This is a genomic window from Mesorhizobium sp. M2A.F.Ca.ET.046.03.2.1, from assembly GCF_003952425.1.
Taxonomy (GTDB): Bacteria; Pseudomonadota; Alphaproteobacteria; order Rhizobiales; family Rhizobiaceae; genus Mesorhizobium.
Genome location: NZ_CP034449.1, coordinates 475423 through 499355, shown reverse-complemented (window position 1 = coordinate 499355; position 23933 = coordinate 475423). Strand labels below are relative to the sequence as shown.

Annotated in this window: 21 protein-coding genes; 8 read left to right on the top strand and 13 right to left on the bottom strand. The window is 62.5% G+C overall.

Annotation, left to right across the window (positions count from 1 at the left end):
• Positions 1 to 208: 208 nt before the first annotated feature.
• From EJ072_RS02600 to EJ072_RS02570, 7 genes are all read right to left on the bottom strand, one after another.
• Positions 209 to 1723, bottom strand: a complete 1515-nt coding sequence (locus tag EJ072_RS02600; protein WP_189343196.1) for a glucosyltransferase domain-containing protein — start codon at positions 1721 to 1723, stop codon at positions 209 to 211.
• Entirely contained in the window at positions 1720 to 2094 is a 375-nt protein-coding gene (locus EJ072_RS02595; protein ID WP_189343195.1) for a GtrA family protein, read from the bottom strand. The genes EJ072_RS02600 and EJ072_RS02595 overlap by 4 nt, the downstream gene beginning before the upstream one ends.
• Complete coding sequence (locus EJ072_RS02590) at positions 2084 to 3034, bottom strand: WxcM-like domain-containing protein (RefSeq protein WP_126078438.1); 951 nt, start codon at positions 3032 to 3034, stop codon at positions 2084 to 2086. The genes EJ072_RS02595 and EJ072_RS02590 overlap by 11 nt, the downstream gene beginning before the upstream one ends.
• Complete coding sequence (locus tag EJ072_RS02585; RefSeq protein WP_210211623.1) at positions 3031 to 3969, bottom strand: glycosyltransferase family 2 protein; 939 nt, start codon at positions 3967 to 3969, stop codon at positions 3031 to 3033. Before EJ072_RS02585 ends, EJ072_RS02590 begins: the two co-directional genes overlap by 4 nt.
• A complete protein-coding gene (locus tag EJ072_RS02580) occupies positions 3966 to 5096 on the bottom strand; it encodes a DegT/DnrJ/EryC1/StrS family aminotransferase (protein WP_126078436.1) in 1131 nt (376 codons plus the stop codon). Before EJ072_RS02580 ends, EJ072_RS02585 begins: the two co-directional genes overlap by 4 nt.
• 305 nt (positions 5097 to 5401) lie before the next feature.
• Entirely contained in the window at positions 5402 to 6145 is a 744-nt protein-coding gene (locus EJ072_RS02575; protein ID WP_126078435.1) for an ABC transporter ATP-binding protein, read from the bottom strand.
• 7 nt (positions 6146 to 6152) lie between these two features.
• The gene (locus tag EJ072_RS02570) at positions 6153 to 6944 is read right to left on the bottom strand and encodes an ABC transporter permease (RefSeq protein WP_126062044.1); all 792 of its coding nucleotides are present in this window, start codon (positions 6942 to 6944) and stop codon (positions 6153 to 6155) included.
• A gap of 396 nt (positions 6945 to 7340) precedes the next feature.
• On the opposite strand from EJ072_RS02570, the gene EJ072_RS02565 reads away from it, so the two are divergent.
• The 3 genes from EJ072_RS02565 to EJ072_RS02555 all read left to right on the top strand — a co-directional run bounded on the left by EJ072_RS02565 (position 7341) and on the right by EJ072_RS02555 (position 10913).
• Positions 7341 to 9374 (top strand): nucleoside-diphosphate sugar epimerase/dehydratase, encoded by a 2034-nt coding sequence (locus EJ072_RS02565; RefSeq protein WP_126078434.1) that lies wholly within the window; start codon positions 7341 to 7343, stop codon positions 9372 to 9374.
• Between the two features lie 66 nt (positions 9375 to 9440).
• Positions 9441 to 10373, top strand: a complete 933-nt coding sequence (locus tag EJ072_RS02560; RefSeq protein ID WP_281059897.1) for a glycosyltransferase family 2 protein — start codon at positions 9441 to 9443, stop codon at positions 10371 to 10373.
• A 3-nt stretch (positions 10374 to 10376) separates the two neighbouring features.
• A complete protein-coding gene (locus tag EJ072_RS02555) occupies positions 10377 to 10913 on the top strand; it encodes a sugar transferase (RefSeq protein WP_281059896.1) in 537 nt (178 codons plus the stop codon).
• Positions 10914 to 10972: 59 nt separating this feature from the next.
• Here the strand turns inward: EJ072_RS02555 and EJ072_RS02550 are convergent, their stop codons facing one another.
• Entirely contained in the window at positions 10973 to 11902 is a 930-nt protein-coding gene (locus EJ072_RS02550) for an NAD-dependent epimerase/dehydratase family protein (RefSeq protein ID WP_126078432.1), read from the bottom strand.
• Positions 11899 to 13191: an O-antigen ligase family protein gene (locus EJ072_RS02545; RefSeq protein ID WP_126078431.1), complete on the bottom strand. Its 1293-nt coding sequence runs from the start codon at positions 13189 to 13191 to the stop codon at positions 11899 to 11901. The genes EJ072_RS02550 and EJ072_RS02545 overlap by 4 nt, the downstream gene beginning before the upstream one ends.
• Positions 13192 to 13623: 432 nt before the next feature.
• Between EJ072_RS02545 and cysD the strand changes: the two genes are divergently transcribed.
• From cysD to cysQ, 3 genes are read left to right on the top strand one after another with little or no spacing between them, the layout of a single operon-like run.
• Positions 13624 to 14529: a sulfate adenylyltransferase subunit CysD gene (cysD, locus tag EJ072_RS02540; RefSeq protein WP_245463223.1), complete on the top strand. Its 906-nt coding sequence runs from the start codon at positions 13624 to 13626 to the stop codon at positions 14527 to 14529.
• 2 nt (positions 14530 to 14531) lie between these two features.
• Complete coding sequence (gene cysN, locus EJ072_RS02535) at positions 14532 to 16469, top strand: sulfate adenylyltransferase subunit CysN (protein ID WP_145965158.1); 1938 nt, start codon at positions 14532 to 14534, stop codon at positions 16467 to 16469.
• Positions 16470 to 16479: 10 nt separating this feature from the next.
• Entirely contained in the window at positions 16480 to 17259 is a 780-nt protein-coding gene (gene cysQ / locus EJ072_RS02530; RefSeq protein ID WP_189343328.1) for a 3'(2'),5'-bisphosphate nucleotidase CysQ, read from the top strand.
• Positions 17260 to 17465: 206 nt separating this feature from the next.
• Here cysQ and EJ072_RS02520 read toward each other — a convergent pair whose 3' ends face one another.
• The 4 genes from EJ072_RS02520 to EJ072_RS02505 all read right to left on the bottom strand — a co-directional run bounded on the left by EJ072_RS02520 (position 17466) and on the right by EJ072_RS02505 (position 21467).
• Positions 17466 to 18635, bottom strand: a complete 1170-nt coding sequence (locus EJ072_RS02520; RefSeq protein WP_126078427.1) for a DegT/DnrJ/EryC1/StrS aminotransferase family protein — start codon at positions 18633 to 18635, stop codon at positions 17466 to 17468.
• A gap of 239 nt (positions 18636 to 18874) precedes the next feature.
• Complete coding sequence (locus EJ072_RS02515) at positions 18875 to 19798, bottom strand: carbohydrate kinase (protein WP_126078426.1); 924 nt, start codon at positions 19796 to 19798, stop codon at positions 18875 to 18877.
• Positions 19795 to 20241 carry an RbsD/FucU domain-containing protein gene (locus EJ072_RS02510; RefSeq protein ID WP_126078425.1) on the bottom strand — a complete coding sequence of 149 codons (447 nt, stop codon included), beginning with the start codon at positions 20239 to 20241 and terminating at the stop codon, positions 19795 to 19797. Before EJ072_RS02510 ends, EJ072_RS02515 begins: the two co-directional genes overlap by 4 nt.
• 2 nt (positions 20242 to 20243) lie before the next feature.
• The gene (locus tag EJ072_RS02505) at positions 20244 to 21467 is read right to left on the bottom strand and encodes an ROK family transcriptional regulator (RefSeq protein ID WP_126078424.1); all 1224 of its coding nucleotides are present in this window, start codon (positions 21465 to 21467) and stop codon (positions 20244 to 20246) included.
• Between the two features lie 265 nt (positions 21468 to 21732).
• On the opposite strand from EJ072_RS02505, the gene EJ072_RS02500 reads away from it, so the two are divergent.
• Together EJ072_RS02500 and EJ072_RS02495 are read left to right on the top strand one after the other, a co-directional pair.
• Complete coding sequence (locus EJ072_RS02500; RefSeq protein WP_189343327.1) at positions 21733 to 22710, top strand: sugar ABC transporter substrate-binding protein; 978 nt, start codon at positions 21733 to 21735, stop codon at positions 22708 to 22710.
• A 156-nt stretch (positions 22711 to 22866) separates the two neighbouring features.
• On the top strand, positions 22867 to 23931 hold the full coding sequence (locus EJ072_RS02495; RefSeq protein ID WP_041005280.1) for an ABC transporter permease: 1065 nt from the start codon (positions 22867 to 22869) through the stop codon (positions 23929 to 23931).
• Positions 23932 to 23933 lie beyond the last annotated feature (2 nt).

The following is a 23933-nucleotide window of genomic DNA, read 5'->3' as shown; positions in this document are numbered from 1 at the left end:
CGAAGGTTCGTTTCTCCGAGCAAATCGGGCACGTGGCTTGAAATCTTTGATCCATCTGAAGCCTATTCCAAGATCTCGGTGTTTATGGTCGATTCCCTGATTTGGAGAACCCGGCACTGGACATCGGCACGATCAATCAAAACAATCTCGGCGGCGTGATCAACTCGCGCAGCATCGAAGGAGTTTCACATGAGCCTTGCCGCGTCCTTCAGCGGTTGGCGACCCTTGCGAGTGCCTGTTGGTTTGCGTAGCTCGGGCCCTCGCCAAGCCGGATCAATACAATGTCGCCTTGTATTTCCAGGCTGCCAGGTGCGGGCCATACAGGCATCGTCGAGAGCCGGACAATTGTTTGATCGACTTGCTGGTCCGTCGGACCGTTCAGATTGGAGTAGCCGAGCAGTTTCATATAGTAGGTGATGCGCCAGGCATTGCCCCCGTCCCACTCGAAGAACGAGTACCCGACGGTTGAACTGGGGGGCCTTGGATAGTTGGTGGTAAACGGCAGCCCGCCGAACACGCTCAGAGCGTAGGAGCGCTTGGCGTCAAAGCCGGGCATGGACGTCAGCCTCCCGTAGATAGCCGCGGCCAGGAGTGTGTCGTGCTTGTCGACAAGATAGCTGGACGCCTGGCGATAGTTTTGGATCACCTGGATCTGGAAGATCACCACGCCAAGCAGGATTGCCGACACGATGCCGATCCTCGCATTGCTGCTTGTCACCCCAAGGTAGACGAAGAGCCAGACCGCTATCGGCAGACCTACGAGACTTCTGACGGGCATGGTGCCTGCCGCCAGAACGTGGACGCCGAAAGGAATGAACAGGCAGACCAAAGCGGCTGCCAGCAGCAGCAACCTTGAGCGTGACGACTCCTTGAAAAGCGTCCAGCCGCCGAGGGCCATCAGCAGCGGAACTGCCCACAAAATAACACCGTAAGTGCCGCGGTCCAGGCCAAGCGCCCCTCCGAGCGCTTCCAGCACCCGGCCCGTCACCACGACCGGATGCTGAAACAAGAAGCCCGGCTGGAAAAGCGACTCGAAATACTCACTTCTTTTGGAGGTGAACGATTTGAAGATTGCATTGCCGACGGCGTAGAAAATCGCCGAGCCCGCTACCAGAACGCCGGCGCGGGTCAGGTCTTTCGGCAGCGAACTTTCAATGCCGGCCCGTGCCCGCAGAACGCAGACAACAATGCCGAAAACCAGGATTGCCGGTGCGAAACTCTGATAGATCGAGATCGCAAAACCGCCGGCAACGATCGCAACGAAGAAGCGCGAACCATCTGCCGGGATATCTTTCTTGTTGATCAGCCAAATCGCAAGAGCACTGGCAGCCAGGCCGATCCCGACCGCGGCGATGTTGGAGTAGAACTCTACGATGAAGAACCAGGTCGGGAAGGCACAGAAGATCGTGAAACAAGCATATTCGGCGATGGAAAGCCTATGCTTGTCGATGATGTCCATAACGAGCAGGTAAGCGGCAACGCATCCGGCGCCGAAGATGGCCGGCGCCAGCAATGGCATTACAGGATTTGGGATAAGGAACCTCTCGATCAGGTAGGCCCCCCAACGCCCCTGGGCAATCCAGATCGAAGAATCGGTTCTGAAGGCGGCTACCTCTTCGTCGATGGACAGCGAAAAGGAGGCCAACTCGGAAAAGTACATTGCGACAAAGATCGCAAAGAGATTGATGGCCGCCCGGATCGAAGAGGGGCGTATCAGCATCATCGGCGCAGTATCCATCGAGAAACCAGAAAGTTGAGCATCGTCGTTGCGGCCAGCGTTGCAAAGAATGCCGCTGCATGGCTTTGCAACACCCGCTCGAGAAAATGAAGGATCGCCAACCCCGCTGCAAACACCACCGCGACCGACCCGCCGACCGCCAGCCGATCCGCGAAGCCGGCGCGCCCGCCTGGAAAAACCCGATCCGGATAGAACACCATCACGAATACGAGGCCTGCCAGCCAGGCAATTGTGTAGGAGATTGCTGACGGGAGCACAGTCAAGCCGGCAAAGTAGACGGCGCTCGTCAGCGCGGTGTTCAATCCGCCGGCCACAAGAAAGCGGATTGCGTCTGAGCCTATCCGGTCAATGGCCATCCGGTCTGACCGTGGCGAGGAAATCCGAATAATCCCTGATGTAGTCGCTTGCATCATAGGGATGCGAAGCCATGACGAGCAGCGCGGTATCCGGCTGGAATTTGTACTGAATGCCCCACACTCCGGGAGGCAGGTAAAGACCGATTGAGGGATCTGCCAGCGACACTTCCTTTCTGTCGTGCCCGTCATCGACGACCACCGACAGGCGTCCATGGGCGGCGATCAGGAATTGATGGCACTGGCGGTGCGCATGCTCACCTCGGACTTTGTCCGAAGGTACGCCGTAGACAAGAAACGACCGCAAGGGCTTGAAGGGCAGGTTCTGTCCGAACTCAAGCGGGGCCAGTTCGCCGCGCAGATCACTAAAGTGCGGCAACCGCCACAGCTCACATCCGCCAACGCCAAGCGCCATCCTGTCACCGGCAGCGCCGGGGGTCGCCTGCGTCATCACGGGCTCGACCTGCGGACCGGTCTGATAGCCGACGATGACGGCCGGATTTCCCACCACCACGGCGTTGGCCGGCACGTTCTTGGTCACCACAGCGCCGGCGCCGATCATCGCCTGGCGACCGATCGTTATCCCGGGCAGGATGGTTGCGTTGGCGCCGATCGACGCGCCGTCCTCGACGATCGTCTGGAGAAACGATTCCGGATAGTGTTTCGAACGCGGGAAACGGTCGTTGGTAAAGGCGGCATTCGGACCGACGAACACGCGATTGCCCAGCCGGACGCCGTCCCACAGCTGAACGCCGCTTTTGATCGTGACGTCATCGCCGACCGTCACATCATTTTCGATGAAGACATGATCGCAGATATTGCAGTTCGCGCCGATCACCGCCCCTGGGAGGACATGGGCAAACGCCCATACGCGTGTGCCATTGCCGACGCTCGTGCTTTCGCAGATGCCGTGCTGGTGAACAAAGAAAGTCTTGTCGTTCATGCGGACGTTCCGTCGACAATGCGGCTTATTATCCGCAATGGGCGCGATTTGGTGTTTTCAACGGCTCGCCAGAGATAACACCCAAGGATGCCTTGCACCGCGAGAATCGCTGACCCAAATCCCACGATAAGCAGCACCAGTGTCGTGTATCCGGCAGAGTCGATCCTGCCCAGCAAGCGGGCGATTACGGTCACTGCGGCAAACACAAGGCTGAGGATGCAGCCCGCGATCCCCACCCACAGTGTAAGCACGATCGGAAAGTCGGAAAACGAGAAGATCGAGTCCATCATATATCTGAGGCGGCGCCCCATGCCCCAGGCGCTTTTTCCGTGCTCCCGTTCGCGACGGTGATACGGCACGAATTCCCGCCTGAAGCCCACCCAGAAGAGTTGCACGACCAGCGAGCTGTTAGGCTCCGCGATCGACAGGATCGCTTCCAGCACCTGGCGGTTGCAGCCAAAAATATCGACGCCGCCGCTGGGCATGCTTGGCAGTATCAGCCTGCGGTAAACGCCCCAAAAAGCCCGGGACAGAAACCGCGTCACAAACGGATCGTCTCGCCCCGCTCTGCGGCCGAAGACGACGTCCGCAGCGTCTTTCTCCAATATCGAAAAGAACTCGACAATCAGTTCCGGCGGCTCTTGAAGGTCGGCCGCCATGGCAGCCACATAGTTGCCCGATGCATGCTCAAGCCCGGTCCGAATGGCGGTAAAGGAGCCAAAGTTCCGACTGTGAAAGATGATCTTGTAGTCGTAGCCGGTATCCTTCAAAGCCGTGACCAGCAGCGCGCCGGATGCATCTGGCGATCCATCAATAACGAAGACAAACTCGATATCGCCCCTATACCTGCCGTGAAAGCCGGCAACTGCCTGCATCAGGGCGGGGATATTCGCCTCGTTTCGATAGATGGGAAAGACGATGGAGCGCGCCGTCACAATGCCTCCCATTCACCGAGAGCCTTGCACACTTGCTCGATCTCGTCGCTCGTCAGGTCTGGGTGGCACGGAAGGGAACAAAGACGACCGATACTTGCCCTGGAGACCGCGAGATTTTGGGTCCCTTTCATGGGCAGGTCAGCCCAGCCAGCCTGATCGCAATCGAGTACGGGATAGTGGACATCGGTATCGACTCCGCGGGCCTTCATGAACACCCGGAATGCATCCCGATCGTCGCAGAGTAGGACCGCAAGGTGCGCGACGGCGCCGCTGCCTCCGTCGACGAACCGGAGCCGGCTCCCGGCAGCAGACTTGAATCGGTCGAGGATGGCGCGGCGCTGTTCATTGCGACTGTTCAAATCCGGAAGAAGGATATCCAAAATCGCGGCCTGGACCTCATCCATGCGGGAGTTGCGCCCTCCCGGCAATCCCACATGATATTTGGAGCTCCAGCCATATTGATGAAGCTGACGAACGCGGTCTGCCAGCCTGGGATTGGAGGTTAGGACCGCGCCGCCATCCCCCATCGCGCCGAGATTCTTGGTCGGATAGAAGCTGAAAGTGGCGATGTCACCAAGCGATCCGACCGTTTCATCCCCGATGCGTGCACCATGTGCCTGGGCGCAGTCCTCGATGACCGGTATGTGCGACATGCCCACATCGATAAGTCCTGCCCGGATAGCGGGAACATCGACCACACCTCCGTAAAGGTGGGTAACGACGATCGCAGCGGTGTCGGCACCCACTGCCTCCAGCACCGCTTGGATGCTTGCAAGCTGGCTGGCGGGTTCGATGTCGACATAGTGTGGAACGAGGTCGTTGTGCCAGCAGGCGCAACTGGCATATCCCCCGGCATTGGCCGCCACGATCACCTCGCGTCCATGCGAAGCGTTGAGCCCGACGACCGAGCGCAGAGCAAGCTCGAGGGCGTCTGTTCCGTTGGCGACGAGGATGCAGTCAGAGGCTCCCACAAATTTCGCAAAGTTTGCCGCGAATCGCTTCCCGGCCGCGCCATTGAGCCACCATCCGGATTGCAACGTGCTCGTTACTTCGCGCGCAATCTTGACCTCGTAGCGCTGATACAGGCGCTTGAGATCGTTCATCGGAACGGCATTCGGCTTCGTCATCAACAACTCAACAGCGTATCTTTATTGATCCCGGCCTGCTCGAACTGCAAAACACCCAGAAAATTCAGGTAGTTCTAATATAAAGTATCTGAGATACTGCCGTCACGGGCAGAATGGAAAGCCGGAACCACGGGCACAACTATTGAGATTCCGGCCTAGCCGCAACAGCTACGCGTCATTTTGCAAAACGTTGCAAGCCTAAAGCGCGTCGCGATCCTTCGGATGCGCTCCCATGCGCTTTAAGGTCCTTGATTTTACGCATGTTCTTTATCTCGAAACCGGTCCCCATTTTCGGGAGGCATGCTTTAGGGGCGGGCCAACGCGGCCTCGACAGGTTTGACCGGCACCGCTGTCAGCGACTCCACTCGGCCGCCTTTGAGCGTTAGCCTCTTCGTGCACACGCTTTGAATAAGACTCTCGCTGTGGCTCGCCAGAACGATTATGCCTGCCTTTTCGGCCAGTTCATCCATGCGCTTCTTGGCCTTTTCCTGGAAAGAGGCATCCCCCGCCCCGATCCATTCGTCCATGAGCAGGATTTCGGGGTCGAGCGCCGTCGCCACCGAAAAGGCGAGCCGCGCCGCCATACCCTGGCTATAGGCCTTGAAAGGCAGGTCGATGAAATCGCCGAGCTCGCTGAAGGCAATGATGTCTTCCATCTTTTCTTCAATCTCGGCTTCCGACCATCCGTTGATCAAGCCCCGCAACACAATGTTGCGGCGGCCGGTCGCTTCGCGGCGAAACCCTATGTTGATGTTGAAAAGAGCGTCGACCTTACCTTCGATCGCGACGCTCCCTCCGGAAGGCTCGTAAATGCCGTAGAGGACCTTCAGCAGTGTTGTCTTACCGGCTCCGTTCGGGCCGACAAGACCAAGCCGGTCGCCGGCCTTGAGTTCGAAACCGACGCCGTCGAGCGCCTGAACAAACTGCTTTCGGCCGGAGCCTTCTATTCGACCGCCAGTCGCGCTTAAACGCCGATCCGGCGCCGAAAGCGTCAGTTTTTCGTGCAGCTTGTAGATCAGGCTGACGTTGTCCAGCTTTATGGAAACCATCACAAACTCAAATCAAAAAGACGACCTGGCGGCGGTAGCTGCCAAGCAGCAGCAGCGCGATCGTCCACGTGACCAACGCTGTGGCGCCGGTGATGGCGAAGGCGTTACTCGGAAACTCACCCCCGAGGATCGGAATGCGCGCAACGTCCAGGAAGTAAGAGAACGGGTTCCAGAGATAGGAGTATCTCTGTATAGCGTCTTGGCCATTATAGACCCAAAAGACGGGTGTGAAGAACATCCCAACGCGCATCAGATTGCCGACGATGAATTCGCTATCTGGAAAGAATGCGCCCAAAAACGCGAAGACCGTGATGAGGGCTGGTGTGGTCAACAAGATCAACAGCAGTCCAGCAAGCGACCACAGCCACGCAGGCGTCAGCGAGGGCCCGCTGATCAGCAGGATAATGATGCATCCGACAACTGCATAACCGGCCCGGATCACCGACTGTACCGTCAGCCGCATCACATAGACGAACAGCGGCAGCGTCGTACCTTCGATGAAGCTCTCTTCGCGCTTGAAGAGTGGGACGCTCAGGGAGATGATCTCCATGAGGTAAAACCACACCATAAGGCCGATGGCGACGTAGGCGCCATAGCCTGCCGCATCCTTGCCAATCGGTTGAAACACGAAAACGAATGTTCCCGCGAAGGCAAGATAGTTGACGAGAAGCCAAAGTGGTCCGAGCGTGGTGCGCCGATGCTGGTCTCCGATATCCTCATGAGCCAGGGCAATCCATACCCTTCGCAGCTTCATGGTTCGGGAGATGTCGTCGAGGGCGCCATTCAGTACCGAGATCATAGTCGTGGTGTCACAGTTTTTGTTCCGGTGATTCGCCTCTCGCCCCGCACGCCCCCCCTACACCTCTTTCATAGCTATTGCGACAAGCTTATGGCAGCGCGCTGCGGCTTAGTGAAGCCGGATCGTCATGCTATGATTTCCATTAGCAGAATCTGTTGGATGCTGCGGCAGTTTTCCTGAAGAATAACAGTCCAGTCTGAGTCGTTGCTGCTTTGAGACAAATCGTCAGCAAGATGATATCCGCCCAAAAAACCTCTGGCCCTCCCGCTCGCTCCGCGCTAAGGCGATAATTGGGCGACGGGGTTGGGGATTTGCAATCCAGAGTGGCGGCGGACGATGTTTTGTCCTGCGCGGTTCTGATAGAGTGTCCCTACGCCTGGAGTTCAGTACTACCCAATGACCGCCTATGTAGAAGCCGTATCGGGCATTCGACCGAAGATGCGGCGCGCCATCATCATGGTTCAGGACCTCGTCATGGTTCTGGTCTCGGTGGCGCTCAGCCTCACGCTTTCTCAGTCGAGGCTTTCCTTCGATGCCTTCTCCACCGGCGGGCTGGCCTGCTGGGCGGTCATCGTGCTCGTCGCCCATCTGCTGTTTCGCGCTAGCGGCCTCTACAGCACCGTCTGGCGCTTTGCCTCCACGCCCGATTTCTTCAACATCCTCAAGGGCTGCGGCAGCCTGACTATCGTCCTCTATCTGGCTGCGGTCGCCTTCCGCTCCTTTTTTCAGCCGGTCGCCGGCCTCAACGAGCGCCAGTTCATCGTCTTTTTCCTGGTCTCCTTCACCATCATTTCGGCGCCTAGACTTTACTATCGCTTTCTCCGCGACGGCGCCTCTTGGCGCATCTTGCGCCGCGCTGCCAGCGACCCTTCGATCAAGCAGGCGCTGTTCATCGGCCGGTTGAGCGAGGCCGACGTGATCGTCCGCTTTACGCGCACGTCCGTGCCGGCCGAATACGCCATCGCCGGCATCATGGCGACCGAGAGCGAGGCGCCGCTCGGCGCCCGGATCCAGGGCGTCCCGGTCGTGGCGCTTCGGCCGCGCCTGGTCGAGGTGCTGGAGGACTATGTCAAGGGCACGGAAAACCTCGATCTCCTGATTTTCGGCAATGGCGCCGAGCGCGACATCGAGGACTATGCCGAGCTGGTGCGCGTCGCCCGCCACAGCGGCATCGCCGTCGTCCAGTTCTCCGGCCTGTCGGAGCTGGGGCAGGGCGGCAGGCTGGTTCTCGACACCGTCGAGATGGAAACCATCATGCGCCGTTCGGCGGTTGCCACCGACACGACGCGCATCGGCGCCTTCGTCGCCGGCAAGCGGGTGATGGTCACCGGTGGCGCTGGCTCCATCGGCCGCGTGCTTGTCAAGCGCGCGCTGGAGCTGGGCGCCGAGTCGGTGCTGGTGGCCGACAATTCCGAATTCGGCATTTTCCAGCTCGATCAGCTGATGGACGAGAAGCACCGCGACCGGCTGACGAGCCGCATCGTCGACGTCACCGACCGGCCTCACATGATGCGTCTCGTCAGCGAGTTCAAACCCGCGATCCTCTTTCATGCCGCGGCGCTGAAGCACGTGCCGCTGCTGGAAGAGAACTGGGAAGCGGCGATCGAGACGAATGTCTTCGGCACGCTCGCCTGCGCCGAGATCGCCGCCGAATGCGGGGTGCCGCAATTCCTGCTGATCTCCAGCGACAAGGCCGTCGCCCCGACTTCGGTGCTCGGCGTCACCAAGCGGGCGGCAGAGCAGATCGTCTCCTCGCTGCATGAGGCCCATGCCGCGCCATCATCCTTGCATGCCGCCGCGGCGAACGGTCATGGGGCCGGCCTCTCAAGCGCGCATCGTTCCGGCACCAAGTTCATCGCCGTGCGCTTCGGCAATGTCTTCGGCTCCAATGGCTCGGTGGCGACCATCTTCCAGGCGCAGATCGAGGCCGGCGGCCCAGTCACCATCACCGACCGGCGCATGACCCGCTATTTCATGACCGTGGCCGAGGCGGTCGATCTGGTCATCATGTCGGCCGCGGATGCCGAGCAGCGTCAGGGCAAGGACGACTACGCCATCTACATGCTCGACATGGGCAAGCCAGTGCCGATCCTCGAAGTCGCCGAGACCATGATCCGCATGGCCGGCAAAAGCCCCTACACCGACATTCCGATCCGCTTCACCGGCATCAGGCCCGGCGAGAAGCTGCACGAGACGCTGCATGGCGAGAATGAAGAGGTCGTCAAGCTCGACATCGCCAAGATCTTCGGCCTCAGGAGCGACGTCGTGCAATGGTCCAGGATCGAGGCCGCGCTGCCGGCGCTGGTGGCCGCGATGCACGATCGCGACAAGGCCGCGGCGCTTGCCGTCTTGGGCGGCTTATACCAGGCCGAGGCAGACCTCGGCGCGCACGGCCAGGCTGTGCCGAAAACGGCCGCACAGATCGGTTAGAGCAGTGCCACCCGCCCGAAATCGGCCGTTGAAGCCCGTTCGAATGCGCCCGCGGGTTCAGACACCGTGACCGCGAAAGTTCGGCGCGTGGCCGTCCTCATGGGCACGAAGGATGGCGCGGCATTCATCGGCGAGCAATTGGAATCACTTTTCGCGCAGTCCTGGCCCGCGGTCGATCTGTGGGTTTCCGACGATGGCTCGACGGACGCCACGGTCGCAATCGTCGAGGCTTGGCGATCCCGCTGGAACAAGGGCTCCGTTACGTTGGTGGAAGGCCCGCGAAAGGGTTTCGCCGCCAATTTCCGCTCGATGATCATCGATCCCCGCATCGATGCCGATTACTATGCCTTTTGCGACCAGGACGACATCTGGGAGCCGGATCGGCTGGAGAGCGCCATCCGCTGGATGGAGGGAGAGAATAGCGACATGCCGCTCCTGTTCTGCTCGCGCACGGCGACCATTTCGGAGGCCGGCATCCCAGCAGGCTATTCGCCGCTGTTTCGCCGCCCGCCGTCTTTCCGCAACGCGCTGGTGCAAAGCATCGCCGGCGGCAACACCATGCTCTTCAACCGCAAGGCGCGCGACCTCCTGGCGAAAGCATCGGCAAGGACCGAATTCGTCAGCCATGACTGGTGGGCCTATCTCATCGTCACCGCCGCCGGCGGCAAGGTCCGCTACGAGCCGCGGCCGCTGGTCAGATACCGGCAGCACGCGGCGAACCTCGTCGGCGCCAATGTCTCGTGGAAGGCAAGGCTTTCACGGCTCGGACGGCTGTTTCAGGGCCAGTTCGCCACCTGGACCGACAGCAATCTCAGGGGCCTTGCCGTCAACCGCGACCTCATCGCGCCCGATCCCGCACTCTGCCTTCGCCTGTTCATCAGGGCGCGCAAGGGCAGCACCTTCAGGCGCTTCCGCCTGCTCGGCAAAAGCGGCGTCTACCGGCAGACATTGATGGGCACGCTCGGGCTTTACCTTGCTTTCCTTTCGCGCCGGATCTGAACCGTGACGGCAAAGCGGGTCCTTGATCTGGTTGTCGGGGCGGTGATGCTGGCGCTAACGTCGCCGATCGTGCTGGTCGCGATGCTGGCGATCCGGGCGACGTCGGCCGGCCCGGCCATCTTCTCGCAGACCCGCGTCGGCCGGGAAGGAACCCTCTTTTCCTGCCGCAAGCTGCGCACGATGCGTCGCGACACCCCCTCCTTGCCGACCCACCAGGCGCCGGCCAATTCGGTCACCGCGGTGGGCAAGGTGCTGCGCGCAACCAAGATCGACGAGTTGCCGCAGCTCTGGAACGTGCTCAAGGGCGAGATGAGCCTGGTGGGACCGCGTCCGTGCCTGCCGACGCAGACGGAACTGATCGAACGGCGCAAGCAACTGGGCGTGCTTGCCGCACTTCCGGGCATAACCGGGCTGGCGCAGATCAAGGGGATCGACATGTCGGATCCAAAACGCTGCGCCGAGACCGACGCGGCCTACGTCCAGGCTGCCACGATTCGCCTGGATATCAGGATATTGCTGGGCACGTTCTACCGCGCATAGAGCGTGACGCCGAAACGATGAAACGCTCCTGGTTTGGGCGGAAACCGCCTGCGCTGGAATTAACCGGCCTGCCGCGCCAGTTCCTCGAGCCGGCCGAGCGTGTCGGCTTCCGGCATCCAGCCTTCCGAGGCCAGCAGCGACGAATCGCAGACCTGCGTCGCCACCAAAGCCTGCCACGACGCTTGTCGGCCACTGAGCGTCGCCAGCAGCCGGAACGGCCAGGCCGGCATGGGCACCAGCCGGGCTGGCCGGCCGTATCCGCGCCGGAACGCGGTGATGATTTCGGCCATAGCGACGGGCGAGGCATCGCCCAGCACATAGGTGGGGCGCGGCGGCGTCGGACGGGCCAGGAGATGCGTCACGGCGCCAGCCACCGCGTCATGCGAGACCAGCGAACGAACCGCGGTCAAGGCGGCTGCGGGCAGCGGCAGGCCGGTGGCTGCGAGACGCATCAGCCCGCGCAGATTTCCCTTCATGCCTTCGCCATAGACCGGCGGCAGCCGCAGCGCCGTCGCGCCCGCATGTCCGGCGGTCGCAAAAGCCTCCAGCATTGCGATTTCGCCTTCGCGCTTGGAACGCCCATAGGCGCATCGCGGGGCAGGGGGCGTGGCCGCGTCGATCGTGCCGCTGAAATCGGCCGCCACGACGGCGCGGATCGAGGAGAGATAGATGAAGCGCCCTTCGGCGCGCTTGGCGGCCGCCTGGGCGAGCCGCCCGGTCAGTGTCGCGTTGACAGCCCGCAAGTCGGCCTCGCCGGCGCCGCGATCATTGTTGAGCGCCGCGCAGTGGACGACATGCGTCACGTCGCGCATCAACGCCAGATAGGCTTCCTGGGGCGCATCGGCGCCGGGCAGCGCGACGGCATCGTCCGCGCCTGCCAGCCGCTGCGGCAGGTGCGAAGCGGTCCGTATGTCGAATCCGGCTTGGCGCAACCGGCCGACGACCCGGCGCCCGATGAAGCCTGTCGCGCCGGTGACCAGGACCTTCATGGTTGCCGGCTGGCGCCCGGCGCCACCGCAGGCGCGTCTTTGCCGGTCGGCGCCACCGTCCGCCCGGACGCAAGGTAGGTTCCGGAAACCAGGAACACCATCAGCGTCGCGTCGAGAATGTCGTGGCCGACGAGGATGCCGGCCATTCCGCCGATGAGATAGGTGATGACCGCGACAAGGACCATCGTCGCGCCGAACCGCTCCACCGGATCGACGCTGAGGCGCAGCGTCCTTGCCGCGTTCCATGCGGCAACGATGAAAATCGAGGCTAGCGCCAGCCCCCCGAGCAGCCCGGCTTCGACCATCGCGGTCAGGAAGCCGTTGTGAAAATGGCTGAAGCCCGCGCTCAGACCGAACTGCTCATGAAAACCCTGCTTCATCAGGGCGCGGCTGGCCGTGATGCCATGGCCGAAAATCGGCATCTCGCGAACCGCGGCAAGGCCGATCTCCCACATTGCCACGCGCAGGCCGAGCGCCGTCGAATGATCGCCATTGGCGTTCAGCGCATCCCAGTCGCTGACCAGGAAGTCGGCTCGATCCATGATGGCGCGAGAGCCGATGGCGGCGATCGCCAGGGCTACCACGACGCCGATCACTGCCAAGCGCGCCATGCTGGCGTTGGTGAACCGACGGCGGTTGACGAGAAGCACGACGATACCGGCAATCGGCACCGCCACCCAGATCATGCGTGACCCGGAATAGACGATCGCAATCGTTCCGGCGATCGCCGCCAGGACCAGCAGCTTCGAGCGTTTCTCGATGCCTGACAGCGCGCCGGCGAGGCATAGCATGACGGCAAGGCAGGTAACGGTTGCGAAGACGATCGCGTTTCCGGCCCCGCCCTCGGCCCTCGTGCCCAGCCAGTGATACTGGACGATGGCGATCGCCAACGCGCCGAAACAGGCCGCGGCGCTGGCCAGAACGGCGATGCGTGCCAGCGCGGTCTTCTCGGTAATGCTCCAGGTCGAATAGGAGATCGGGAAAAGCAGGAAGGTGATCAGCGGCAGGAAGAACCGCAGATCGGCGGCCAGCGTGCCATTGACGATCGAAGCGAGAACCATGGCCGCGCAATAGGCGTAGATCGCCGCGGTCAAGGCGAGCATCGGCCCGTCGATGTTGAAGCGCCGCCGCTTCGCGGCCAGCAGCATTGCCGACCACACGCCGCCGGCATTGAAGGTGATGCTGACGAGCGAGCCGAGCACCGGCGCCGAAAAAAAGCAGACGATCGAGAAATAGAAATTGATCTGTGCGGGCGTGAGCTGGCGCCGGAGCTTTGTAAACGGGTTCAAATGCTTGCTTCGCAGTTTCCAGGTTGCGCCCGGATCCGTGATACCAGCTGATGGCTGGCTGGACGTACCCGTTTGCCGCGCCTTGCCCGTTCCCCGAGCCCATATAGCTGCTGGCGTCGTTCCGCGATAGGCCGGTTGACGATGTTCCGACAGAAATCCTTGGTTCGGAGCGGCCGCATCGGAACTTACGGTCCTCTCCCTGCTTCCGCGTTGCGCCCTGGCAGGATTTTCCGCTTTCTCGGCCTCGCTTGGAAAATTCGTTCCCTAATCATCGTGCGTCCGGCGCGTCCCGCATTGTTATGAACGGCGCCGATCTGTTAGAACGCCCGCACGAAACAGTTTGTCCAAGTGAGATTTGCGCCCGGGCGGCATGGAATTGCGCCTGCAATGCAAGATTTCCGCTCGACGGCACGAGAGAACGCTCGACAGTCCATGAATATCGCGCTCACGCATCTGCAGCGGCTCGAGGCCGAATCCATCCACATCTTCCGTGAGGTTGCGGCCTCCTTCTCCAAGCCGGTGATGCTCTATTCGGTCGGCAAGGATTCCTCGGTGCTGATGCATCTGGCGATGAAGGCCTTCTATCCCGCCAAGCCGCCTTTCCCGTTCCTGCATGTCGACACCACCTGGAAGTTCCGCGAGATGATCGCCTTTCGCGACCAGATGGCGCAGAAGCTCGGCTTCGACCTGCTGGTCCATGTCAACGAGGATGGCGTGCGCGACGGCATCAATCCCTTCGACCATGGCTCCAACACCCATACCCATGTGATGAAGACGGTGGCGCTGCGCCAGGCGCTCGACAAATACGGTTTCGATGCGGCCTTCGGCGGCGCCCGCCGCGACGAGGAGAAGTCGCGCGCCAAGGAGCGCATCTTCTCCTTCCGCAACGCGCAGCATTCCTGGGACCCCAAGAACCAGCGGCCGGAAATGTGGAAGATCTTCAACACCCGCATCGCGCCGGGCGAGTCGATCCGCGTCTTTCCGCTGTCCAACTGGACCGAGCTCGACATCTGGCAGTACATCCTGCAGGAGAACATCCCGATCGTGCCGCTCTATTTCGCCAAGGAACGGCCGGTGGTCGAGCGCGACGGCATGCTGATCATGAAGGATGACGACCGCATGCAGCTGCGTCCCGGCGAGGCGATCGAGAACCGGCTGGTGCGCTTCCGTACACTGGGCTGTTACCCGCTGACCGGCGCCATCGAATCGGAAGCCGACACGCTAGAGGCCATCGTCGGCGAGATGCTGACCGCCCGCACCTCCGAGCGCCAGGGCCGCCTCATCGACCGCGACGAGGCGGGTTCGATGGAAAAGAAGAAGCGCGAGGGTTATTTCTGATCATGCGCCACATCATGGCCAAGAGCCTCGCCCCGACCGCTTCTATCCGCGACTATATGGCCGCGCAGGAGAAGAAGTCGCTGCTGCGCTTCCTCACCTGCGGCTCCGTCGATGACGGCAAGTCGACGCTCATCGGCCGCCTGCTCTCCGACACCAAGCAGATCTTCGAGGACCAGCTGGCGGCACTGGAGAAGGATTCGCGCAAGCACGGCACCACCGGCGACGATATCGACTACGCGCTGCTGGTCGACGGGCTGGAGGCGGAGCGCGAGCAGGGCATCACCATCGACGTCGCCTACCGCTTCTTCGCCACGCCGAAGCGCAAATTCATCGTCGCGGACACGCCCGGCCATGAGCAATACACGCGCAACATGGCGACGGGCGCCTCGACCGCGGATCTTGCCATCGTGCTGATCGATGCCCGCCAGGGCGTGCTGCGCCAGACCCGGCGTCATTCGATCATCGCCTCGCTGCTCGGCATCCGTCACATCGTGCTGGCGGTCAACAAGATCGACCTTATCGGCTTCGACAAAGCTGCGTTCGACCAGATCGTCGCCGACTATCGCGAGTTCGCAAAACAACTCGGCTTCGTCAGCGTTGTGCCAATCCCTATGTCGGCGCGCTTCGGCGACAACGTCACCAGCCGCTCGGAGCGCACGCCCTGGTATTCCGGTCCGTCGCTCATCGAGCATCTGGAAACCGTGTCGGTCGACGAGGCGGTGGTCGAATTGCCGTTCCGCTTTCCCGTCCAATATGTGAACCGTCCGAACCTCGATTTCCGCGGCTTCGCCGGCACCATTGCGTCGGGGACGGTTTCGCAGGGCGACGAGGTCGTCGTCGCCAAGTCCGGCAGGGCGTCCCGGGTCAAGCGCATCGTCGCGCAGGGCGGCGATCTCGATCAGGCGGTCGCCGGCCAGGCGATCACGCTGGTCCTCGAGGATGAAGTCGAGGTGTCGCGCGGCAACATGCTGGTGTCGCCGGCGGCACGGCCGCAGGTCGCCGACCAGTTCGCCGCCAACATCGTGTGGTTCGACGAGCAGGCGCTGCTGCCCGGCCGCTCCTACATCCTGCGCACGGAGACCGATCAGGTCAGCGCCACCGTCACCGACCTCAAATACCGGGTCAACGTCAACGATTTCGCGCATGAGGCGGCGAAGTCGCTCGACATCAACGAGGTCGGCGTCTGCAATCTCTCGACCCGCGCGCCGATCGCCTTCGATCCCTTCGCCGAGAACCGCACCACCGGCGCCTTCATCCTGATCGATCGCATCACCAACGCCACCGTCGGCGCCGGCATGATCCTGCATTCGCTGCGGCGCGCGGAAAACATCCACTGGCAGTCGCTCGACGTCGGCAAGCGCGGCCGTTCCGACCTGAAGAACCAGCGCCCGGCGGTGTTCTGGTTCACCGGGCTCTCCGGTTCCGGCAAGTCGACCATCGCCAACCTGTTCGAGAAGAAGCTTTTCGCCTCCGGTCGTCACACCTACATCCTCGACGGCGACAATGTCCGCCACGGGTTGAATCGCGATCTCGGCTTCACCGACGCCGACCGCGTCGAAAACATCCGCCGCGTCGCCGAAGTGGCCAAGCTGATGGCCGATGCCGGGCTGATTGTCATCGTCTCCTTCATTTCGCCATTCAGCGCCGAGCGCCGCATGGCGCGCGAGCTGATGGCCGAGGGCGAGTTCGTCGAGGTGTTCGTCGATACGCCGTTCGAGGAATGCGCAAGGCGTGACCCGAAGGGCCTTTACGCACGCGCCCTGAGCGGTGAGATCAAGAACTTCACCGGTGTCGATTCTCCCTATGAGGCACCTGAGAATCCGGAAATTCATCTTCAGACCCTCGGCAGGAGTCCGCAGGAGATGGCGGAAGCCCTCGAACACTGGCTGATCGAGCGCGACATTGCCGAGGAGCAGTATGACAATGGCGGCGGTATCTGACGACGACGCGATGCTGGGCGTCTTCGAGCGCCTGGCGCTGGAAGCGGGGCGCGAGGTGATGCGCGTCTTTCACGAAGGCTGCGCCGTCGACAGCAAGGCGGACTCTTCGCCGGTGACGGAAGCCGACCGCGAGAGCGAGAAGATCATTCTTGCCGGCCTGCGCGCCGCCTATCCGGATATCCCATGCGTGGCCGAGGAAGAGGTGGCGGCGGGCATCGCCACGCCCGACCTCGACGGCGCCTTCTTCCTGATCGATCCGCTCGACGGCACTAAGGAATTCGTCAACCGCCGCACCGATTTCACCGTCAACATCGCGCTGGTGCGCCATGGCGTTCCGGAAGTGGGCGTTGTCTACGCGCCCTGCACCGGGCGCTTCTTCATTGGACGGCCTGGCAAGGCTGAGGCGCTGGAGGTCGATGCCGATTATCGCATTACCGGCCGCCGGCCGATCACCGTGCGGGCAGGGGGCACGCCACTCGCCGTCGTCGCCAGCCGTTCGCACAACACGCCTGAAACCGACGCCTTCATCCGCGACCTCGGTCCCGCCGAGATTGTCTCGATCGGCTCGTCATTGAAATTCTGCCTGCTCGCCGCGGCGGAGGCGGACGTCTATCCGCGCTTCGGCCGCACCATGGAGTGGGACACGGCCGCGGGTGACGCAGTGCTGCGCGCCGCGGGTGGCATGACGCACACTTTGGACGGCCAGCCGCTCGTCTACGGCAAGCGCAACCAGGCGACTGACAGCGATTTCGCCAACCCGCATTTTATTGCGAGCGGGAAGGGCGCGTAGTCGCAGCGTTGCCAAATGTAGACGCTGGCGCGAGACCCCCCTCTCTGTCCTGCCGGACATCTCCCCCTCAAGGGGGGAGATTGGCAGCTTCAGCGCTCAGCGCATTCTTCAACGTTGAAGGTTGGCGAAAGCCCGCGTGACATCTGATCTCCCCCTTGAGGGGGAGATGCCCGGCAGGGCAGAGAGGGGGGCTTTGCGCGGACCTTTCAGGCCGCCGCGACATGCGCCGAGTTCGATCCGATGTAATTGCGGATCGTCTCGATGACGCGGTCCTGGTCGGCTTCGCTGAGATAGGCGTGCATCGGCAGGCAGAGGATCTGCTTCGGCAGCGTTTCGGAGACGGCAAGGCCGGTCGGCGTGCGGGGATAGTCCTTGTAGGCCACCTGCTCATGCAACGGCTTCACATAATAGATCACCGAAGGGATGCCCTTTTCGCCGAGATGAGCTTTAAGCCCGTCGCGCTTCGGCGTCTCGATCGCGTATTGCGCCCAGGCCGAGCGGCCGTGGCCCAGATTGCGCGACGCCTTGACGATGTCGCCGAGGCCCTTGGCATAGCGGTCTGCGACCACCTGGCGGGCCACCATCTCTTCTTCGAGGATGGCGAGCTTCTCGATCAGGATCGCCGCCTGCAGCGTGTCGAGGCGCGAATTGATGCCGACGCGGACATTGTCATATTGCGTCTCGCCCTTGCCGTGGAAGGCGAAGGAACGAAGCTTGTCGGCCATCGCACCGTCATTGGTGAACATCGCGCCGCCATCGCCGTAGCAGCCAAGTGGCTTGGCCGGATAAAAGCTGGTCGAGCCGACATGGCCGAAGGCGCCGCACATCTTGGCGTCGGCGGAACCGCCGATCGCCTGGACGTCGGCGGAACCGCCCATCGACTGCGCGGCGTCCTCGATCACGAGAAGGTTCTCGCGCTTGGCGATCGCCATGATCGCCTCATAGTCGGCGGCAAGGCCGAACAGGTCGACGGGGATGATCGCCTTCGGCTTGAGGCGGCCTTCCTTCCTGATCATCTCGATCGCCGCTTCGAGGCTGGCGATGTCGATGTTGTAGCTATCAGGGTCTACGTCGACGAAGATCGGCTCGGCCTTGGCCAACGCCACCACTTCGGCGGTCGCGGCGAAGGTGAAGCTCGGTACGAACACCGCGTCGCCCGGGCCGATGCCGGCGGCAAACAGCGGCAGAAGCAGCGCATCGGTGCCGTTGGCGCAGGCGACCACATGCTTGACGCCGATATAGGCAGCGAGCTTGTTCTCGAATTCGGTGACCTGGGGTCCCAGGATATAGCGGCCGTCCTCGACGACGTGGTCGATCGCGACCTTCAGCCGGTCGCGGATTCGTTCGCGCTGCGCGCCAAGATCGATGAACTGCATGTCGGCCTCGAATGCCAATAAAATCGGCCCGCTGGTATCAGACTTGGCGCGGTTGAGAAAGCCGACCACGGCGAGGGCGAATTGCCTATGTGTCGCAGCCTGTTACCGCTTTTGCCGGTGCAACGCCCGAAAAAGCCGGAAATCCATGCTTTGCGAGGCGCTTGCGGCCTCCCTTGTCGCGGCGCCCCGTTATCGGGAAACATAAAGTGATCGGCCGGGAAGGGCGATCCGGCAACGGATCAGGCGATTTCGTGCCGCCATGGCGGGTTGGCGCCGGCCCGCGACACCGTTACCGCCGCCGCCCTGGCGCCGAGTTCCAGCGCCTTGCGGATGGCGTCTTCGGACAGGCTGCCGATCGCCGCCTTGGTGAGCAGACCCTGCTCATGCAGCGAGGCCAGGATGCCGGCATTGAACGTATCGCCCGCGCCGACCGTATCGACCACCTTGACCTTCTGCGGCATGATCGTGACCTTATGCGCCTTGCTGTAGCCGACCGCGCCTTCGCTGCCGTGGGTGACGACGATCAGCTTCGGTCCGCGATCCAGCCAGTTGCGCACGACATCCTCATGCGAGCCCGCCTCGTCGAACCATTTGAGGTCCTCGTCGGAGAGTTTGACGATGTCCGCCATCGCCATCATCTCGCGGATGCGCCGCAGGTGCTTGGGCTTGTCCGGGATGAAATTCGGCCGGATGTTGGGATCGAGCATCATCACGCGGCTTTCGTGCTCGCGCCGCATGAACTCCTCATAGGCCGATCCGGCAGGCTCCGAGATCAGGCTGATGGCGCCGAACAGCATCGCCTCGATCTCGGCGCCGAGCTTCGGCAGGTCCTCGATGGTCAGCATGCGCCCGGCGGTGTTCTCGTCATAGAAGGTGTAGGTCGCCTGGCCGTTGGTGAGCCGCACGAAGGCGAGCGTCGTCGGACGAGGGGACGTATGCGCATAGGTGGAGCTCACCTTGCTGGCGCCGAGCGCGTCGCGGAACTGGCCGCCGAACAGGTCAGAGGAGAGGCCGGAGAAGAAGCCGGCCGGGGCGCCCAGCCGTCCAAGCGCGATCGCGGAGTTGAACACCGCGCCGCCAACATAGGGGGCGAAGGCGGCTTCGCCTTCCGTGGTGATGCGCGGCAGCATGTCGATCAGGGCTTCGCCACAGCAAAGGATCATGTCGTCTTGGTCTCCGGCGGATCAATCACGCCCTTGCGGATGATGATGTTGGCAAAGAGCCTGGGTTCGCTGGTCGCGACGATCGCATGCGCGGCCTTGACGCGTGCATAGAAGTCAGGTCCGGCCAGCGCAACCACCTTGTGGCCCGGCGCGCGTCTGGCGCAAACCGCTTCCATCTCGCGATGCACAGGGTCGGCCAGTGCCGGGTCGCCCTTAACCGAGGCGCGGAACAGCGCTTCCGGCACCGCCTCATCCACCGGCAGCACGCTGAGCACGGCGTCAAGCACTGGGATGACGTGATGGCCATCCACGCGGATCAGCCGGCGCGCCTGTTCCTCGGCCGGATAATTGCCGTCGACGATCGCGATCTCGTCGCCATGGCCCATCGCCCTGAGCGTTGCCAGGAACTGCGGCCCGAGCAGCGAGGGGATGCCGATCAGCATGGTCAGGCGCCTCCGGTCGTGTTCGGTCTGACCAGGAAACGCTCGGAAAGCGGCAGGCTGGCGCCGCCCAGCGCCCGCGCATGGATGCCAACGGTGCCCTCGCGCACGAAGGGCAGCTTCAGTCCCTCGGCATCGATGCCGGAGATGGCTTGCCGGATCGCCTCGACAAGACGGCGCCGCACATCGAGCGGCATCCAGCCGTCGATCACCGCCGCTTCGAAATCGATGACCGACGAAGCCGCAACGATGGCATAGGCAAGCGCGCGCGAGGCGCTGACGATCCACTCGTCGAGCTCGGGGCCGATGTCGCCCCATTCCTGCGGCGAGGTCCAAAGATAGGAGCCGTCGATGCCCTTGGCGGAAAGCGCCTTCTCCAGCATTGCAATCGAGGCGACGTCGATGAGCTGCGTCGGCTTGCCGTCCGGCCCCGGCACCGGCATCGATCCGAGCGCGCCGGCGTTCCCCTTCGGCCCGCTGTAAAGGCGCCCGTTGAGCACGATGCCGCCGCCGGCAAAGGCGCCGATATAAAAATAGACGAAGTCGCGCGCCGCGCCCGCCTGGCCGAAAACAAGCTCGGCGCCGCAGGCCGAGGTCGCGTCGTTCTGCAGGTAGACGGGGAACTCGCACTGCGCCTGGATGTCGGCGCGTATGTCGCGATGGCGCCATTCATCCATGACGTCGCGCGGCGCGCCGGCCGTGTCGGCCCAGTTCCACAGCTCGAACGGCATGGCGATGCCGAGTCCGGCGATGCGCTTGTCCTGCGCCGGCGTCAGCTCGCCGCGCATCGTCTTGATGCCGGCGGTGACGAATTCGACGGTCTCGCGCGGCGCGGGATAGCGGTAGGAATGCTGCAGCATGGCGCGCACATTGCCGAGAAAGTCGATCAGCACCAGCTCGGCGCTGCGGCGACCGATCTTGAGGCCGATGAAAAAAGCGCCTTCCGTATTGAGCGCCATCGGAATCGAAGGTTGGCCGATCTTGCCGCGCAGCGGCGCCTGGCGCACCAGCAGCTTGTCTTCCTCGAGCTCGCGCATGATCACCGACACCGTCTGCGCCGACAGCCCGGTCATGCGCGCGATATCGGATTTGGCCAGGCTGCCGTGCTGGCGCACCAGGGACAGCACCAACCGTTCATTGTGGTCGCGCATGCCGCTTTGGTTGGTGCCGCGATGCAGCCGACTCTCCAAAGCCTCGGGCGAACCGTGCCTCGCAATGCCGGTCTCCACCCTGTTCCTCCCGTTTGTTTCCCCGCGATGCTTTTCGTTCAGAATGAGTGAACGACGCAAGAGTGTCAATAATAAATAAGAGTGATTTAATTATTGACAGCCGTTCTGTCCTGGTGTTTTTTGAGATGTGTCCACGCTGGGAGAAAAGGTGGATGCGCTTGGGACGCCGGGTGGCCGGTGTCCGCAACAGTTCCATTGGGAGGAAATCGTGACCAAGAAATCACTGCTGAAGTCTACCGTGTTTGCGGCCGCAGGCTTGGGCCTGATGGCGTTCGCTTCGTCGGCATCGGCCGCCGGCGTCGGCGCCTGCCTGATCACCAAGACCGACACCAACCCCTTCTTTGTCAAGATGAAGGAGGGCGCGACCGCCAAGGCCAAGGAGCTTGGCGTCGACCTCAAGACCTATGCCGGCAAGATCGACGGCGACAGCGAAAGCCAGGTGGCGGCGATCGAAAGCTGCATCGCTGACGGCGCGAAGGGTATCCTGATTACCGCGTCCGACACCAAGGGCATCGTGCCGACGGTGAAGAAGGCGCGTGACGCCGGGCTGCTGGTCATCGCGCTCGACACGCCGCTCGATCCGATCGATGCCGCCGACGCCACCTTCGCCACCGACAACCTCGAAGCCGGCAAGCTGATCGGCGCCTGGGCCGCCGCCACGCTTGGCGACAAGGCCAAGGACGCCAAGATCGGCTTCCTCGACCTCACCCCCTCGCAGCCGACCGTCGACGTTCTGCGCGACCAGGGCTTCATGATGGGCTACGGCATCGACGTGAAGGATGCCAACAAGATCGGCGACGAGGACGATCCGCGCATCGTCGGCCATGACGTCACCAACGGCAACGAGGAAGGCGGCCGCAAGGCGATGGAGAACCTTCTTCAGAAGGACAACACCATCAACGTCATCCACACCATCAACGAGCCCGCCGCCGTGGGTGCCTATCAGGCGCTCAAGGCCGTCGGTCTCGAAAAGCAGGTGCTGATCGTCTCGGTCGACGGCGGTTGCCCAGGCGTGAAGTCGGTCACCGAAGGCGTGATCGGCGCCACCTCGCAGCAATATCCGCTGCAGATGGCCGCGCTCGGCATCGAGGCCATCGCCAATTACGCCAAGGACGGCACCAAGCCGAAGCCGACCGAAGGTAAGAACTTCTTCGACACCGGCGTCAACCTCGTGACCGACAAGCCGGCCAACGGCGTGAAGTCCATCGACACCAAGGAAGGCCTCGCCAAGTGCTGGGGCTGATGCCCGCCTGAGCGCACAAACCTCGCGGCTGGGGACTTGATCCCCGGCCGCATCGGGTGGACGATGCATTTTCGTAAGCGCTGATAAGCCCGGCGACAGACCGGAATGCGTAAACGCGGCACGGAGCCAACGAAGTTCCGTGAGACGGGAGGAGATATGTCCCAAATCCAGGAATTCGAGAAGGTTCTCTCGGGCAGCGATACCAACGTCGCCGCCTTCGAGGAGCACGGCAAATCGTTTGTGAAGCGCGCCCAGCATTTCCTGCATTCCACGCCGGCGGCGGTGCCGCTGATCGTGCTGGTGCTGTCGATCATCATCTTCGGTGTCGCCATCGGCGGCCGCTTCTTTTCGTCCTACACGTTGACGCTGATCCTGCAGCAGATCGCCATCGTCGGCATCCTGGGCGCCGCCCAGACGCTGGTCATCCTGACCGCCGGCATCGACCTTTCGATCGGCGTGATCATGGTGATCTCGGCCGTGATCATGGGAAATTGCGCCATCACCTACGGCATGCCGACCATCCTGGCCGTGCTGCTCGGGCTTGCCGCCGGCGCGGCCTGCGGCCTGCTCAACGGCCTGCTCGTCGCCTACATGAAGCTGCCGCCCTTCATCGTCACGCTCGGCACCTGGAACATCGTCATGGCGACGAATTTCATCTATTCGGCCAATGAGACGATCCGCGACGCCGACGTCGACGCCCAGGCGCCACTGCTGCACTTCTTCGCGCTGAGCTTCCGGGTCGGTTCCGCAGTCCTGACGGCCGGCGTCATCGCCATGGTGCTGCTGGTGATGTTGCTCTGGTATGTGCTGAACCACACCGCCTGGGGGCGCCATGTCTATGCCGTCGGCGACGACCCCGAGGCGGCCAAGCTTTCCGGCATCCAGACCAAGAAGGTGCTGATGGCCGTCTACACACTTGCAGGCCTGATCGCCGCCTTCGCCGCCTGGGTCTCGATCGGCCGCAATGGCTCGATCTCGCCGTCCGCAGCCGTCACCGACTACAATCTGCAGGCCATCACCGCCACGGTGATCGGCGGCATCTCGCTCTTTGGCGGCCGCGGCTCAATCCTCGGCACGCTGTTCGGCGCCATGATCGTCGGCGTCGTCTCGATGGGTCTCAACATGCTGGGCGCCGACCCGCAATGGAAAGTGCTGCTCACCGGCGTGCTGATCATCGGCGCCGTCGCGGTCGACCAGTGGATCAGAAAGGTTTCGGTGTAATC